Raw genomic sequence first — 13090 nt, forward strand, 5'->3', positions numbered from 1 at the left:
GTGCTTGGGCGATGCGCATTTGGGTGGAGGCGGCGCGGCGGCCCAGGTTGCAGGCGGCGCTGATCGCGGCGGTGGCGAGTTCCCAGCCGTCGATCGCGCGGTGGGCGGAGGTGTCGTCTTCGTCGTCGCAGTGGCGGGCCACGATCTCGGCGATGACGGTCAGGCGTGCGGCAGCTTCGATGGCTTCTGCGCGGGTGTGGTGTTGGAGGGCATCGATCAGCGCGCTGTCAGTGAGCTCACTGAGCATGGGCACCTCGAGCAATTCGAACACATGTTCGATATTACTCGTGTATTGCCAGCCCAGCAACGGTTTCCAGGTTGTCGCTGAATTGTCGCTCGCCAGGCGGGCAAACGCCCGGCGAGCGCGATTCCGACCCCTATGGGCCGCGGTATCCGGGCGGGTTGGGGGTGTCGACCCACAGGTCCACGCCGAGTTCGGAGCCGGGCACGCAGTCGTACACCGACAGATCGGCGACACCGTTGTCCAGCAGGACGTCCTCGCACAGCAGGCTCTGGCCGGTGTACTCGCGCGCGGGCTTGTTGAAGATCGTGTAGGCGGCGTCGGCGTAGACGTCGGGCTTGCGGGCGCGGCCCATCGCCTCGTCGCCGCCGAGCAGGTTCTGCACCGCGGCGGTGGCCACCAGCGTGCGTGGCCACAGCGTGTTCGATGCGATTCCCGCCTCACGCATCTCTTCGGCAATGCCCAAGGCGCACAGCGTCATTCCGAACTTGGCCATCATGTAGGCGGTCGGTTTGAGCCACTCGGACTCCAGTCGGATCGGCGGGGACAGGGTGAGGATGTGCGGGTTGTCCCGGCCCTTCATGTGGGGGATGCAGGCTTGGGACACCGCGTAGGTGCCGCGGATCTGGATGCCGTTCATCAGGTCGAAGCGCTTGAGCGGGACTTCCTCGATCGACCCGAGGTTGATGGCTGAGGCGTTGTTGACGCAGAGGTCGATGCCGCCGAACTGCTCGACGGCCTTGGCGACTGCGGCGGCCACGGAGTCACCGTCGCGCACGTCTCCGACGATCGGCAGCGCCTGCCCGCCGGCCTCCTCGATCTCCTTGGCGGCCGTGTAGACGGTGCCCTCGAGCTTGGGATGCGGTTCGGCGGTCTTGGCGACCAGCGCGATGTTGGCGCCGTCAGCGGCGGCCTTCTTGGCGATCGCCAGGCCGATACCGCGGCTGGCGCCGGAGATGAACATGGTCTTCCCGGACAGTGTCATACGGACACGATATGCGGCCCCGGGTCCGTCAGTTTCCACACCTGGGCGGTTGATCGACGATTCCCGCGGCCCTCAGGTAAAAATCGGCGGAAGGTCAGCCCGCGGCGTTGGGCTGCAGCGGGGGACAGTTGTCTGCCGGGTCCGCGACGAGCTCGAAGTGCCACAGCTCGTTGGCATAGATCTGGCACAGCCCGAAGCGTGCGCCGTTGGCGATCAGCCAGTGATCGGCCTGCGGACCGCCGACATCGACGGCCTCACCGGTCACATGCCGGGATGCGGTCGGCGTCTGCACGTACTGGCGGGCGGCCGCGAGGCTGCCATAGGTCTGCACGCCCTGATCGAGCAGTGACTGCTGGAATTCGGCCGACCGCCAGCCCGAGTTGATCGTCATGGTCACGCCTTCGGCGGCCGCGGCATTGGCGGCGTTCTGAATGGCGGCCAGCAGACGCGGATCCAACCGGCCGATGGCCGGATTCTGCACGTCGAACGGGGTGAGGACTTGTCCGTCGGCCAGCGAGCCGTCACCTTGGGTCATCGGGACGGTGTCGTCTACCAGCCGGATCTGCGGTGCGGTCGGTACGGGCGCGGGTGTGCCGAGCAGGGCCACCAGTGCGGTGACCCCCGAGGCCACGGTCGCACCCACCATCATCGGCATCACTGTGACCACATTACTGCGCCCGCTCCCGGGCCAGGGTGACCGCCAGCGCAGCCACCAGCGCTTCGATCGCGGCCGGGTCCTTCAGCCGGTCGGGTACCCAGGCCAAGGCGATCCTGGCCGGCGCCCAGGTGCTCTCGTCGATGGGAACGAGCGTGAACTCCGGCGGCGAGAAGATCTTGCCGATCAGTGACTCGGGCGCGTACGGCACCACCGCGACGAGGCGGCGGTTGAACACCTGGGCGGCCATCTCCAGTTCGCCGCCGAACTGGTTGGTGGTGCGCACGATGCGGCTCACCCCGCGCGCGTTGAGCGCACGCGTCAGGCCGGCCAGCATGACCGGGTTGGGCCGAGCGAAGTCGATCACCACGTCGCGATCGCGCAATTCCTCGATCGACACGAGGTCCTTGGTGGCCAGCGGATCATCGAACCGGACCGCGACGGCACCACCGAAGGTGGCCACCACCCGATACTCCAACCGCTTGTCGGCGGTGGGCAGATGGATAAGCCCGAGGTCGAGATGGCCGGACACCAGCTTGGCCGTCACCTCGGCGGCCGACCCGGGGACGCTGAACTCGGTCGGCACCGGCAGGTCGGTGACCGCGCGCTGGACCTGCGCGACGAAATCTGACGGGGCGTATGCGGTGGCACCGACCCGGACGGTGGCGGCGCCCTCGGTGAGGCGGGTCGCGGTGGCCTTCAATTCCTCTACCTGGCGCAGGATTTCGCGCGCCGGGCCGAGCAGCTTGGCGCCCAGCGGTGTCAACCGGACCTCGTGGTAGTTGCGCTCGAAGAGTTGCCCGCCGAGTTCGTTCTCGAAGAGTTTGATCTGCTTGCTCAACGGCGGCGGCGTGATCATCAGCCGGTCGGCGGCGCGCTTGAAGTGCAGTTCCTCGGCAACCGCCACGAAGTACCTGAGTCTGGTGAAGTCCATGGGGTCTTTTCCGGCGTTACGAGGGCGGGGTGACCCACGAATCGTACGAGACGTGCGATCAGCGTCCCGCCGGTTGCACGCTCTGCGGGACTTCGAGCACGCCCGCGGCGATCAGCTCGTCGATGTCGGCGCCGTCCAGTCCCAACAGTTCGGCGGCGATGTCACGGGTCTGCTCGCCGAGCAGCGGCGCCTGCAGCAGCGGCGGGTCAGCGATGCGATCCGAATGGATCTGCACGTTCTCCATGATGAACGGTTCATCGGCGTGGGGGTGCAGCTCCTCGCGGAATGCGCGCCGCTGCACGTAGTAGGCCCAGTCGGCGACCTCGGCGGCACGCAGCGCGGCACCGGCCGGGACACCGGCCGCCTGCAACAGCTCCATCGCCTCGGTCGCCGGGTGCTGGGACGTCCAGGCACGCACGGCCTCGTCGATGCGGCCGCGGTGGGCGTCCCGTCCGGTGCGGGTCCCCAGTTGTGCCTCGGCACCCAGATCCGGACGGTCGATCGCCCCGCACAGCGCGCGCCAATCGGCGTCATCGCGCACGGTGACCGCGAGCCAGGTGTCCTCGCCGGCGGCCGGGAACAGGCCCCAGGGCGCATCGTGGACGGGTTGAGCCGAGGGTTCGTGCCCGCGACGCACCAGGACGTCGGCGGCGATCTCCCCGGCCAGGTGGCTCAGCATCACTTCCGACTGCGCGACGCTGACCGACCCACCGGTGCCGGTGCGTTCGCGACGCAACAGCAGGGCCAGTGCGCCGAGCGCACCGATCCGCGCGGCCACGTGATCGGGGTAGACGGTGACCGTGTCGCAGAACGATTCAGGTTCGTCCGGGTACACCCACAGGTCGGTGAACCCGGCGGCCGCACGTACGAGCGGGCCGTAGCCCATTCGCTTCGCCCATGGCCCGGTGGGCCCGAATGCCGAACTGTCCACCACCACGATGCCGGGGTTCAGCTCCCGCAACGTCTGGTAGTCCATGCCCAACGTCTCGGCCACGCCCGGTTTGAAGTTGGTCAGTACGACGTCGGACATCGCAACCAGCTGGTGCGCCAGAGCCTGGCCCCGCGGTGACCGCAGATCGATTCCGATCGAGCGCTTGTTGCGATGGCCGGCGGCGTAGGTCTGCGACATCGAGGCGAGGTTGCCGCGCAGACCGTCCGGGAATGCCGAGTTCTCGATCTTGATGACGTCGGCGCCGAGGTCGCCGAACAATCGTCCGGTGTCGGACCCGACGACGATCACGCCGAGATCCAGCACGCGCACACCCTCCAGCGGAAGGCCTTCGTTGCGACGGTGGCGGCCGGCGAGTAGCGGCGCTACATCGAGGTGCCGCGAGTCGGACGTGGCCGGTGCAGTGGCCCGGTATCCGTCGATCTCGATGACCCCGGCCGGCACGGGCGCCGACATTCCCGGGGCCAGTTCAACCTCCTGGAAGTACCCCCGGCTCATGACCTGTTCGGTGCCCAGCGTCTCGGCGAGGGTCAGTACTGCCGCCGTCGGCACCCCGTGGCGCTGGCCGGCAACCTCCAACTCGGCCCGGGTCTGCCCGGCACAGAACTGCCCGATCGCGGCCATCAGCTCCGGTGAGCTGAATCGCACCCGCAGCCGGTCGAACGACGGATCGGCGAACTGCGCGGGCCGGCCCATCCACTCGAACATGCCGTGCCACTGGCGTTTTGCGAGCAGGCAGATGCGCACATGCCCGTCCTTGCAGGCGATGATCGGGTACCGCAGTCGTTCGGCGTTCCAATCGCGTCGTTGCGCGCTCAGTGCGACCCCGGCCGAGGCCGTCCCAGCGGTACCGAACGGAGGATCGAGTGTCTGCATGGCTCCGTCGAGGATCGAGAAGTCGATGAGATCGCCTTCGCCGGTACGCAATCGGTCCAGGTACACGCTCGTGGTCATCACCGCGGCCTGCGCCGCCGCCACGCGATAGGGCAGTTGTGCTGCGGGCGGGATCAGGGGCTCGCGCCCCGGGATGCCGGAGCGGGACAGCTCGCTGGTCAGGGCATGCAGTACCGGTGCGGTGGCCTGCCAGCCGCGGTAGCTGGTGTCACGGCCGAAATCGCTGATGGACAGGATCACCAGTCCAGGGTGTTCGGCGTGAATGGTGCGTGCCGACAAGGCTTTCTCGGCAGTCGAGCCGGGCCGGGTGTCCTCGATCAGGATGTCGGCCCCGGCCAGCAGCTGAACCCAGCGGCGGCGGTCGTCGGGGATCGACGGATCGATGACGACGGTGCCCAGGCCGTGTCGGTTGATCGCGATGCTCACCGGGCCGGCGTCAACGCCGGCACCCGCGGCGAGGCGGTCGTCGGGTTCCTCGGTGACGCCGGGTAGGTGCACCTGGGTCACCGAGGCGCCGAGATCGGCCAGCAGGCGACCGACCGCAGTCATCGGACCACGGGACAGGTCGAGGATGCGAACGCCGGCCAGCGGCGGGTCGTAGTCGTCCGGGTTGGCCATCGTTCAGCTCCGGCGGGCCTGGCGGAATGGGATGTCTCGATCGACCTCGGGCTCTTTGGCCAGGCCGAGTACGCGCTCGCCGATGATGTTGCGCTGGATCTGGTCGGTGCCGCCGCCGATCGAGGTGAAGAACGCGTTGAGGGTCAGGAAGTTGACGTCGTCGGCCTCGGGGTTCTCGGGGCCGGCCAAAAGTGCCTCGGCGCCGATGATCTCGGTCTTGAGGCGGGCCTCGGCATGCAGGATGTTCGACATCGATAGCTTGCCCAGCGACATGATCGAGCTGGAACTACCCTGTGCTGCAGCTGCTTTGGCTCGCGCGTTGTTGAGTGAGTTGAGTTCGCGCAACGCCAGCACGTTGGCCAGCTCCTTCCGCACCGCCGGATCCTCCAGTCGGCCGTGATCGCGTGCCAGGCCGATGAGGTCGTCGGCCCGGGTGCGGTTGCGTGAACCGCGACCGCCGTCGCCCATGATCGACCGCTCGTAGGCCAGTGCGGTCTGCAGTACCCGCCACCCATTGCCTTCGCCGCCGAGCAGGTAGGCGCCGGACACCCGTGCGTCGGTGATGAACACCTCGTTGAAGTGCGATTCGCCGGTGATCTGTACCAGTGGACGGACCTCGATGCCGGGTTGGCGCATCGGAATCATGAAGAAACTCAAGCCTTTGTGCTTGGGCACGTCCCAGTCGGTGCGGGCGATCAGCAGTGCGTACTCGGCGGTCGTGGCGCCCGACGTCCACACCTTCTGGCCGTTGATCACCCACTCGTCACCGTCGCGGACCGCGGTGGTGCGCACGGCGGCCAGATCGGATCCGGCCCCGGGTTCGCTGTAGAGCAGGCAGGTGCGGGCACGCTCGGTCAGAAAGTCCCGCACCAGGTCGCTCTTGAGCTGATCGGTGCCGAACTTGAGCGCGGTATTGGCCGGGATGCTGTATTTGTCCTGTCGCGCGCCGGGGGCCTTGACCGCCCGGAATTCCTGCTCGATGAGCGCGGCCAGTGCAGTCGGGTACGCCCGCCCGAACCATTCGGTGGGGTATGTCGGCACCGCGTAGCCCGCGTCGAGAACTTTCTGGAGCCACGCCACGCGCTCGGGGGAGCTGACCCACGGATTGGTGGATTTCGGTAAGCCGGACCAGTTCTGGGCAAGCCAGTCGCGCACCTCGGTGCGCAGTTGATCCGCGCTGGGCAGGTCGTTGGCGGTCATCGTCAGGCGCCTTTCGACGAGAGGTAGCGCTCGCGGTGCAGCTCCGAGCCGCCGAGCAGTTGCAGGCCGGTGCGGGCCCGACGCAGGAACAGGTGGGCCGGGTGCTCCCAGGTGAAAGCGATGCCGCCGTGCATCTGGATCGCCGACATGGCGGTCGCGTGGTAGGCCTCGGCGCAGGCGAATCCGGCCAGACCGATTGCCCCACCGGCCTTTTCGCTACCTGCGTCATACTCGGCAGCAGCGTGCTGGGCGGCCGAGGTGGCCGATTCCACCTGCACCAGCAGGTCGGCGGCCATGTGTTTGAGGGCCTGAAAGCTGCCGATGGGTCGGCCGAACTGAATCCGGGTCTTGAGATAGTCCACGGTGATGTCGAAGATCCGCCGTGCCCCGCCCACCTGTTCACCGGCCAGCGCGATCACCGCGAGGTCGAGCGCCTGTTGCACCGCGTCCCAGCCCGAGGTGCCGAGACGACGGGCCGGGGTGGCGTCGAACGTGTACGTCGACAGCGGGACCGACGGGTCGAAAACCGTTGCGGCCGTGCGCTCGAAACCCTCGGCGCCGGGCGCGACCTGGAAGACCCCGAAGTCGCCGTTGATGCGTGCCACGACCAGGATCACGTCGGCCACCTGGCCGTGGATGACGTAGTGCGCGTTGCCGGTCAGCGTGTGGTCGGCACCCTCCGTGGCGCCCGCTTCCGTCGCACGCACCGCGACGCCCTGGCGGGCCCAGGTGCCGCGGGCACCGGTCACCGCGACCGTCCCCACCGAGGTTCCTGCGACCAGTCCCGGCAGCAGACGTTGCTTGTCGGCGCCGGTGCCTGCCGCCTCGATCAGTGCCGACGTCAGCACCGCGCTGGACAGGAACGGTGCCGGGAGGAGCGCGGCCCCGGTCGCCTCGGCGACGGCCTCGAGCTCGAGGGCGCCCAGGCCGACGCCGCCGTACTCGCTGTCGACCAGCAGTCCCGCCACGCCCTGGGCCGCCAGCCTGCGCCACAGCTCACGGTCGAATCCGTCGTCGCTGTCCATCGCCCGGCGCACGTCCTGCTCGGTGCACTCGTCGTGCAGCAACTCGGAGACGGCGGCGGCCAGTTCCGCTCGCTCGGCCACGCTGATCGTCATGGGACCCGCCTTCCTCTTCGGGTCCATGCAATCCGGCGTGGGCCGTGATGTAAATCATGGATTCGGACACCGGCACGTTTCCGATTGCGACATGCCGATATCGAACGCCGGCCGCTCAGGAGGCGACGGTGATCTCGGCGGTCACCGCGTCGGTGGCCCGAATCAGGTCGGCCGGGGCGAGCGCGATGTCCCAGCCCCGCTTGCCCGCGCTGCACAGCACCGTGTCGAACGCCAGTGCCGAGGCGTCGATGACGGTGGGCAGGGGCTTGCGCTGCCCCAGCGGGGAGATGCCGCCCACCACGTATCCGCTGGAGCGCTGGGCCGCCGCCGGGTCGGCCATCTCGGCCTTGGGGACTCCGAGTGCCGAGGCTGCGGCCTTGAGCGAAAGCTTGGTCGGCACCGGTAACACCGCCACTGCCAGGCCCTTGGGCAAGGCGATGACCAGCGTCTTGAACACCTGCTCGGCGGCGAAGCCGTCCGCGGCGAGCTCGGCCACTGCCTCGGCTCCGAAGGCTTCGTTACGCGGATCGTGGCGGTACTGCACCACTTGATGGTCGATACCTGCTGCCACCAGGGCGGCGATGGCCGGGGTCGCTGCGCGTGCCATCGGCACAGGGTAGCCGCGGCATGCCGGGCGCCCGGGAACAGAGTGGCCCCTACATGCCGTTATTGCTCTCGACACCTGCTCAGCGCTACTTGTCGGTAGCACGCTCTAGGATCTAAGGAGGATTCTGGTGCCAACCGTATGCCTGGAACGGCCGGCGGATACCCAGTGGTATTCCGTGCCTGTTGGTGGCGCCGCGACAGAAGGGAAGGTGTTTCCCACGATGACTGACGTCGAGCAGGCCGAGCCTGACGCGCCGCAGCCTCCTGCCGAAACTGATGCCGAGCTGACCGCCCGGTTCGAACGTGATGCCATTCCGCTGCTGGACCAGCTGTACGGCGGCGCATTGCGGATGACCCGCAACCCCGCCGATGCCGAGGACCTGCTGCAGGAAACCATGGTCAAGGCCTATGCCGGCTTCCGGTCATTCCGCGAGGGCACCAACCTCAAGGCGTGGCTGTACCGCATCCTGACCAACACCTACATCAACAGCTACCGCAAGAAGCAGCGTCAGCCCGCTGAATATCCCACCGACGAGATCACCGACTGGCAGCTGGCGGCCAATGCCGAGCATTCTTCGACCGGTCTGCGTTCGGCTGAGGTAGAGGCGCTGGAGGCGTTGCCCGACACCGAGATCAAGGCAGCGCTGCAGGCGCTGCCCGAGGAATTCCGGATGGCGGTGTATTACGCCGACGTCGAGGGTTTTCCCTACAAGGAGATCGCCGAGATCATGGATACTCCCATCGGGACGGTGATGTCCCGATTGCACCGCGGTCGCAAGCAGCTGCGTGAGCTGCTGGCGGATGTGGCCAGGGAGCGTGGCTTCATCCGAGGTCAGCAGCTTGGTGAGCCGGAGGAGGTCTCGTCATGAGTGACAAGCGCGATGAGGACGAGCGCTGGAACCCGCCGGTCGGCCCGGTCGACCCCGAGCACCCGGAATGCGCCGCGGTGATCGCCGAGGTATGGACGCTGCTCGACGGTGAGTGCACGGCCGAAAGCCGTGACAAGCTCAAGCATCACCTCGAAGAATGCCCGGCCTGCCTGCGTCATTACGGGGTCGAGGACCGCGTGAAGAAGCTGATCGCGGCCAAGTGCAGCGGTGAAAAGGCTCCCGACGGGCTGCGGGAACGGCTGCGGATCCAGATCAGCCGGACCACGATCATCCGGGGCTGACGGGGCACTCAGGCCCCGGGTGGGCAGACGACAAACCGCCCGATCTCCGTAGGAGTCGGGCGGTCAAAGTCTGCCGAAGCGGCTAGCGCACTGACTTCGAACCGGCGTTGGGGCGCTTGCCGTGGTTCGCCTTCGAGTGCTTGCGGTCCCGCTTCTTGCGGCCACGCTTGGCCATGATGATCCTCCAGATGGTGTAAGAGCTTGCTCCCTAGTGTCTCATGCCCCGGGGGCAGCGCTGTCCACCCGGGGTTGTGGTTCGATGTAGGCCGCAGAAGTAGTCGGGTTAGCGCCGGAGTGAAGTGGGGTGAAGATGGCCGAGGACGTTCGCGCCGAAATCGTGGCCAGTGTGCTTGAGGTCGTGGTTCACGAGGGCGATCAGATCGGTGCGGGGGACACCCTGGTGCTGCTCGAGTCGATGAAGATGGAGATCCCGGTCCTCTCAGAGGTTGCGGGCACTGTGACCAAGGTCAATGTCGCCGAGGGCGACGTCATCCAGGCAGGCCATCTGATCGCGGTAATCGACTGACGCTTGCGAAGCGCTGGCTGATGTCCACTCTCGGTGACCTGCTCGCTGAGCACACCGTGCTGCCCGGCAGCGCGGTGGACCACCTGCATGCGGTGGTCGGGGAGTGGCAGTTGTTGGCAGATCTGTCGTTCGCCGACTATTTGATGTGGGTGCGCCGCGACGACGGGGTGCTGGTGTGCGTCGCGCAGGTGAGACCCAACACCGCTCCCACCGTCTTGTTGGCCGACTCGGTCGGCACCCTGGCCGCGGCCGCAGACCTCCACATCGTCACCACGGCCTTCGAGTCGGGTGCGATCGGTCGGGGAAGCGGTGGTACGCAACGACATTCGCCCGACCTCCCCGGCCTGAACGTGGAAGCAGTCCCGGTACGTCACGGCGATCATGTGGTTGCGGTGTTGACCCACCAGACCGCTCTGGCCGCCCGTCGGATGGCCAGCCCGCTGGAGGGGGCCTACCTGGACTGTGCGAGCGATCTGCTGCACATGCTGTCCGAAGGCACCTTCCCGAACGTCGGGGATCTGGCCATGTCGCGTTCCAGCCCGCGGGTGGGCGACGGGTTCATCCGCCTCAACGGGGTCGGTGACGTGGTGTTCGCCAGTCCCAATGCCATCTCGGCCTATCACCGCATGGGCCTGGCTTCCGAGCTCGACGGCCACAATCTCGTCACCGTCACCCGGCCATTGATCTCCGACCCGTTCGAGGCCCAGGAACTGGCCAACCACGTTCGCGACTCGCTGGCGGGTGGCTCCAGCATGCGCATGGAGGTCGACGCCGGCGGCGCGGCCGTGCTGTTACGGACGCTGCCGCTGGTGGTCGATGGCGCCGCGGTCGGTGCCGCTGTGCTGATCCGCGACGTCACCGAGGTCAAGCGGCGTGACCGGGCGTTGCTGAGCAAGGACGCGACGATCCGCGAGATTCATCACCGGGTGAAGAACAATCTGCAGACCGTGGCAGCTCTACTGCGGCTGCAGGCTCGCCGTACCAACAACCTGGAGGCCCGCGAGGCGCTGACCGAATCGGTGCGAAGGGTGTCGTCGATCGCGCTGGTGCACGATGCGTTGTCGATGTCGGTCGACGAGGAGGTCAACCTCGACGAGGTGATCGACCGGATCCTGCCGATCATGAACGATGTCGCCTCGGTGGACACCCCGATCCGGATCAACCGCGACGGAGCGCTCGGCGTGCTCGACGCCGACCGTGCGACCGCATTGATCATGGTGATCACCGAATTGGTGCAGAACGCCATCGAGCACGCCTTCGACACCAAGACTCCCCAGGGTTGCGTGACGATCAGGTCCGAGCGCTCGGCCCGCTGGCTCGATGTCGTGGTGCACGATGACGGACGTGGCCTGCCCGATGGGTTCAGCCTGGAGAAGTCCGACCGGTTGGGTCTACAGATCGTGCGAACGCTGGTCACGGCGGAATTGGACGGGTCCCTGGGCATGCACGATGTCGCGACCGGGGGAACCGATGTGGTGCTGCGGGTGCCGATCGGCAGGCGGAGTCGCGGCGTCCAGTGAGTCAGGCTCGGTACAGGACGTTCACAGTGGGACGCCAGTATCACTGAAGTAATTACGCAGTTGCGTCAATAGAAGATGTGATGACCATTACGCAATTTGCTGTGGCTAATTGTCGCGAAAATAAGCTATGGCCCCGACATTCGTCGGGGCCATAGCTTGCGTCGGTATCTGGACCGAGGGTCAGACTCCGGTGCGGGCCTTGGTGCGGGCGTTGCGACGCTTGAGCGCACGACGCTCGTCCTCGCTCATCCCGCCCCACACGCCGGCGTCCTGGCCCGAGTCCAAGGCCCAGGTGAGGCACTCGGTGGTCACGGGGCAGCGGTTGCACACCAGCTTCGCGTCAGCGATCTGAGCAAGCGCCGGGCCACTGTTTCCCACGGGGAAGAACAGCTCCGGATCTTCGTCGCGACAGACGGCCTTGTGGCGCCAATCCATAAGATCAAACTCCTCGTTAGACATGTCATGCGTGCGCGGCGAAGCGCACTAGATTTTCTTCGGCTGTTAACGCGTGCACACGAATGTTTCTGCACTGTTGCATTGATGCTTTCACAGGCTGAACAGATGTCAATAGCATTGAGTTAACACGTGGGCAAAGTCACTGGGTGGGGCGGTGACCGGGCGCCTCACTCCTGTGTACTACACTCTGGATTCAGCTGCGCCCTAATTCCACCTTAAGCGGTGTGTTTGCGCAGGTCAATCAATTTTCTTCGTCGGGGCGACGACGCTCAGCGCCTCGGGGACCGACGTGAACGTCATGGTTTCGCGCGTGCCGATGTAATCTCCATCAATCTGGCAGGCGGCAGGCGTGTTGCTCGTCACGGTGACCGAAGAGACGTTGTCGTCACGGATCAGATGCTTGGCCTTCAGGCGCGGGTTACGGGCCACCATCTGGCGGACCAGTCGCAGATTCGACCAGATGTTCATGCTCGTCGTGGCGAACACGCCCAAACCTTTGTCGAACGTGGTTTCGGGGTTCGTCCACACCGGGCGGCTGTTCGCGTACGTCCAGGGACTGGAGTTCGACACGAACGCGAAGTGCACCCCTTCGACCGGGTCGGCGCCCGGCAGATGCAGCGTGAGCGTCGGTTCCCTGCGGACGCTCGTCAGGAACTCGCGCACGGCAACCCGGATATAACGCGATGCGGTGACCTTGCGTCCCTTCGCGCGCTGGGCCTCCACGGCCGCCACCACGTCACCGTCCACGCCCATCCCGGCGGTGAACACACCCCAGCGCTCACCGCAGTCCATCAGACCGATGCGGCGCCACGGGCGTCCCATCCGATAGCCGCCGAGCAGGTCGACGAGTTGGTTGGTGGCTTCGATGGGATCGGGGCTGATGCCCAGTGCCCGGGCGAAGACGTTGGCCGAGCCTCCCGGAACGACGGCCACCGCAGGCGCCAGGGCGGCATCGGGACGGGTCCCACAGTCGCCGAGCACGCCGTTGACGACTTCGTTGACCGTGCCGTCGCCGCCGTGCACGATCAGCACGTCCACACCGTCACGGGCGGCGTCTCGGGCGATCTCGATGGCGTGACCTCGGTGATTGGTGTGTTCGACGGTCAGCGTCACCCGGCTTTCCAGCGCGTGGGCGAGCAGGTCACGCCCGGCCGGGGTGGTCGAGGTCGCGTTCGGGTTCACGATCAGCACGGCGCGCACGGGGCATGAGCCTAACC

The 13090-nt window shown here is 66.9% G+C and carries 14 protein-coding genes and 1 pseudogene; 4 read left to right on the plus strand and 11 right to left on the minus strand.

All coding sequences use genetic code 11. From position 1 onward, the window contains the following. From ACZYZF_RS20305 to ybaK, 8 genes and pseudogenes are all read right to left on the minus strand, one after another. Positions 1-271, minus strand: a pseudogene (locus tag ACZYZF_RS20305) (HNH endonuclease); the annotation flags it as partial. 106 nt (positions 272-377) lie between these two features. After that, positions 378-1226: an SDR family oxidoreductase gene (locus tag ACZYZF_RS20310; protein WP_463836638.1), complete on the minus strand. Its 849-nt coding sequence runs from the start codon at positions 1224-1226 to the stop codon at positions 378-380. A gap of 94 nt (positions 1227-1320) precedes the next feature. Beyond that, positions 1321-1881, minus strand: coding sequence for a M15 family metallopeptidase (locus ACZYZF_RS20315; protein ID WP_463836639.1), 561 nt, complete (start codon positions 1879-1881; stop codon positions 1321-1323). Positions 1882-1894: 13 nt separating this feature from the next. Then, the gene (locus tag ACZYZF_RS20320) at positions 1895-2815 is read right to left on the minus strand and encodes a LysR family transcriptional regulator (protein WP_463744605.1); all 921 of its coding nucleotides are present in this window, start codon (positions 2813-2815) and stop codon (positions 1895-1897) included. Positions 2816-2873: 58 nt separating this feature from the next. Further along, positions 2874-5276 carry a CaiB/BaiF CoA-transferase family protein gene (locus tag ACZYZF_RS20325; protein WP_463744604.1) on the minus strand — a complete coding sequence of 801 codons (2403 nt, stop codon included), beginning with the start codon at positions 5274-5276 and terminating at the stop codon, positions 2874-2876. A 3-nt stretch (positions 5277-5279) separates the two neighbouring features. Then, a complete protein-coding gene (locus ACZYZF_RS20330; RefSeq protein WP_463744603.1) occupies positions 5280-6476 on the minus strand; it encodes an acyl-CoA dehydrogenase family protein in 1197 nt (398 codons plus the stop codon). 2 nt (positions 6477-6478) lie between these two features. Continuing rightward, a complete protein-coding gene (locus ACZYZF_RS20335) occupies positions 6479-7594 on the minus strand; it encodes an acyl-CoA dehydrogenase family protein (protein ID WP_463836640.1) in 1116 nt (371 codons plus the stop codon). Between the two features lie 115 nt (positions 7595-7709). Then, positions 7710-8201, minus strand: coding sequence for a Cys-tRNA(Pro) deacylase (gene ybaK / locus ACZYZF_RS20340; RefSeq protein WP_463744601.1), 492 nt, complete (start codon positions 8199-8201; stop codon positions 7710-7712). Positions 8202-8421: 220 nt separating this feature from the next. On the opposite strand from ybaK, the gene ACZYZF_RS20345 reads away from it, so the two are divergent. Beyond that, entirely contained in the window at positions 8422-9069 is a 648-nt protein-coding gene (locus ACZYZF_RS20345; protein WP_029106539.1) for a sigma-70 family RNA polymerase sigma factor, read from the plus strand. After that, complete coding sequence (gene rsrA / locus ACZYZF_RS20350) at positions 9066-9371, plus strand: mycothiol system anti-sigma-R factor (RefSeq protein ID WP_463744600.1); 306 nt, start codon at positions 9066-9068, stop codon at positions 9369-9371. The genes ACZYZF_RS20345 and rsrA overlap by 4 nt, the downstream gene beginning before the upstream one ends. Positions 9372-9453: 82 nt before the next feature. Here rsrA and ACZYZF_RS20355 read toward each other — a convergent pair whose 3' ends face one another. Beyond that, positions 9454-9546, minus strand: a complete 93-nt coding sequence (locus ACZYZF_RS20355; protein WP_003882799.1) for a 50S ribosomal protein bL37 — start codon at positions 9544-9546, stop codon at positions 9454-9456. Positions 9547-9681: 135 nt separating this feature from the next. Between ACZYZF_RS20355 and ACZYZF_RS20360 the strand changes: the two genes are divergently transcribed. Both ACZYZF_RS20360 and ACZYZF_RS20365 read left to right on the plus strand, forming a co-directional pair. Beyond that, complete coding sequence (locus ACZYZF_RS20360) at positions 9682-9897, plus strand: biotin/lipoyl-binding carrier protein (RefSeq protein ID WP_029106541.1); 216 nt, start codon at positions 9682-9684, stop codon at positions 9895-9897. A 20-nt stretch (positions 9898-9917) separates the two neighbouring features. After that, positions 9918-11417, plus strand: a complete 1500-nt coding sequence (locus tag ACZYZF_RS20365; RefSeq protein ID WP_463744599.1) for a sensor histidine kinase — start codon at positions 9918-9920, stop codon at positions 11415-11417. Positions 11418-11597: 180 nt separating this feature from the next. Here ACZYZF_RS20365 and whiB1 read toward each other — a convergent pair whose 3' ends face one another. Together whiB1 and ACZYZF_RS20375 are read right to left on the minus strand one after the other, a co-directional pair. Then, a complete protein-coding gene (gene whiB1, locus ACZYZF_RS20370; RefSeq protein WP_003882795.1) occupies positions 11598-11852 on the minus strand; it encodes a transcriptional regulator WhiB1 in 255 nt (84 codons plus the stop codon). Between the two features lie 258 nt (positions 11853-12110). Next, positions 12111-13073 (minus strand): diacylglycerol/lipid kinase family protein, encoded by a 963-nt coding sequence (locus ACZYZF_RS20375; RefSeq protein ID WP_463744598.1) that lies wholly within the window; start codon positions 13071-13073, stop codon positions 12111-12113. Between the last annotated feature and the right edge of the window lie 17 nt (positions 13074-13090).

Source organism: Mycobacterium sp. IDUB_24 (genome assembly GCF_055419385.1).